The organism is Legionella rowbothamii (genome assembly GCF_900639985.1).
Taxonomy (GTDB): Bacteria; Pseudomonadota; Gammaproteobacteria; order Legionellales; family Legionellaceae; genus Legionella; species Legionella rowbothamii.
Map to the genome: position 1 here is coordinate 1 of NZ_CAAAIM010000032.1, position 591 is coordinate 591.

The window sequence follows — 591 nt, forward strand, 5'->3', positions numbered from 1 at the left end:
TTGGCCTGGACCCTTAACATTTCTTTGCTTTGCGTCACCGTCTCTTGCTCGGTACGCAATAAAATGTGCAAGCGCGCCTGCTCTTCGCTTAATTCGTCTACTCGTGCTTCTAAGGACATCACCTGCGAGGACAACTTACGGTTGGCCTCTTCCAACTGCAGTGCGTTATCATGCAAACCCGCATGTTCTTCTTGCAAAGACCTCAAGTCGTTTAAAGTCGATTGGGCAGCTAACTGAGCACTGTCCGCGGCTTTTTGGTGCAGGGCCAACTTCTCACTTAAGTCTCGACGAACCTTTTCGGTGCTTTGATACGAAGTCTGCAATTCCAAGCGCAAGGCTTGGTTCTGACGAGTTAATTCCACCGCATCTTGTTCTAAGCGGCGCACCGCATTTACCTGTTCCTCTAATTCGCTTTGCACCCCGGTCAGCTCATTCACAACCTGTTCACGGGCGCTCTCTGCCAAGCGTAGGCGTTGCTCGAGCTGCCTCAAAACCAGTTCATGCTGCTCTTGGGTTTCACGCAGAACTCGAGCGGCTTCCTCGGAGTGATCATCATTTTGGGCAATCGCTGATTGCAATTCCTCTACTCTA

General features: G+C 50.9%; 1 protein-coding gene. It reads right to left on the reverse strand.

What is annotated here, in order from left to right:
* The coding region (locus E1P08_RS17305) for a hypothetical protein (RefSeq protein WP_165485230.1) at positions 1-591 on the reverse strand (591 nt) is incomplete at both ends.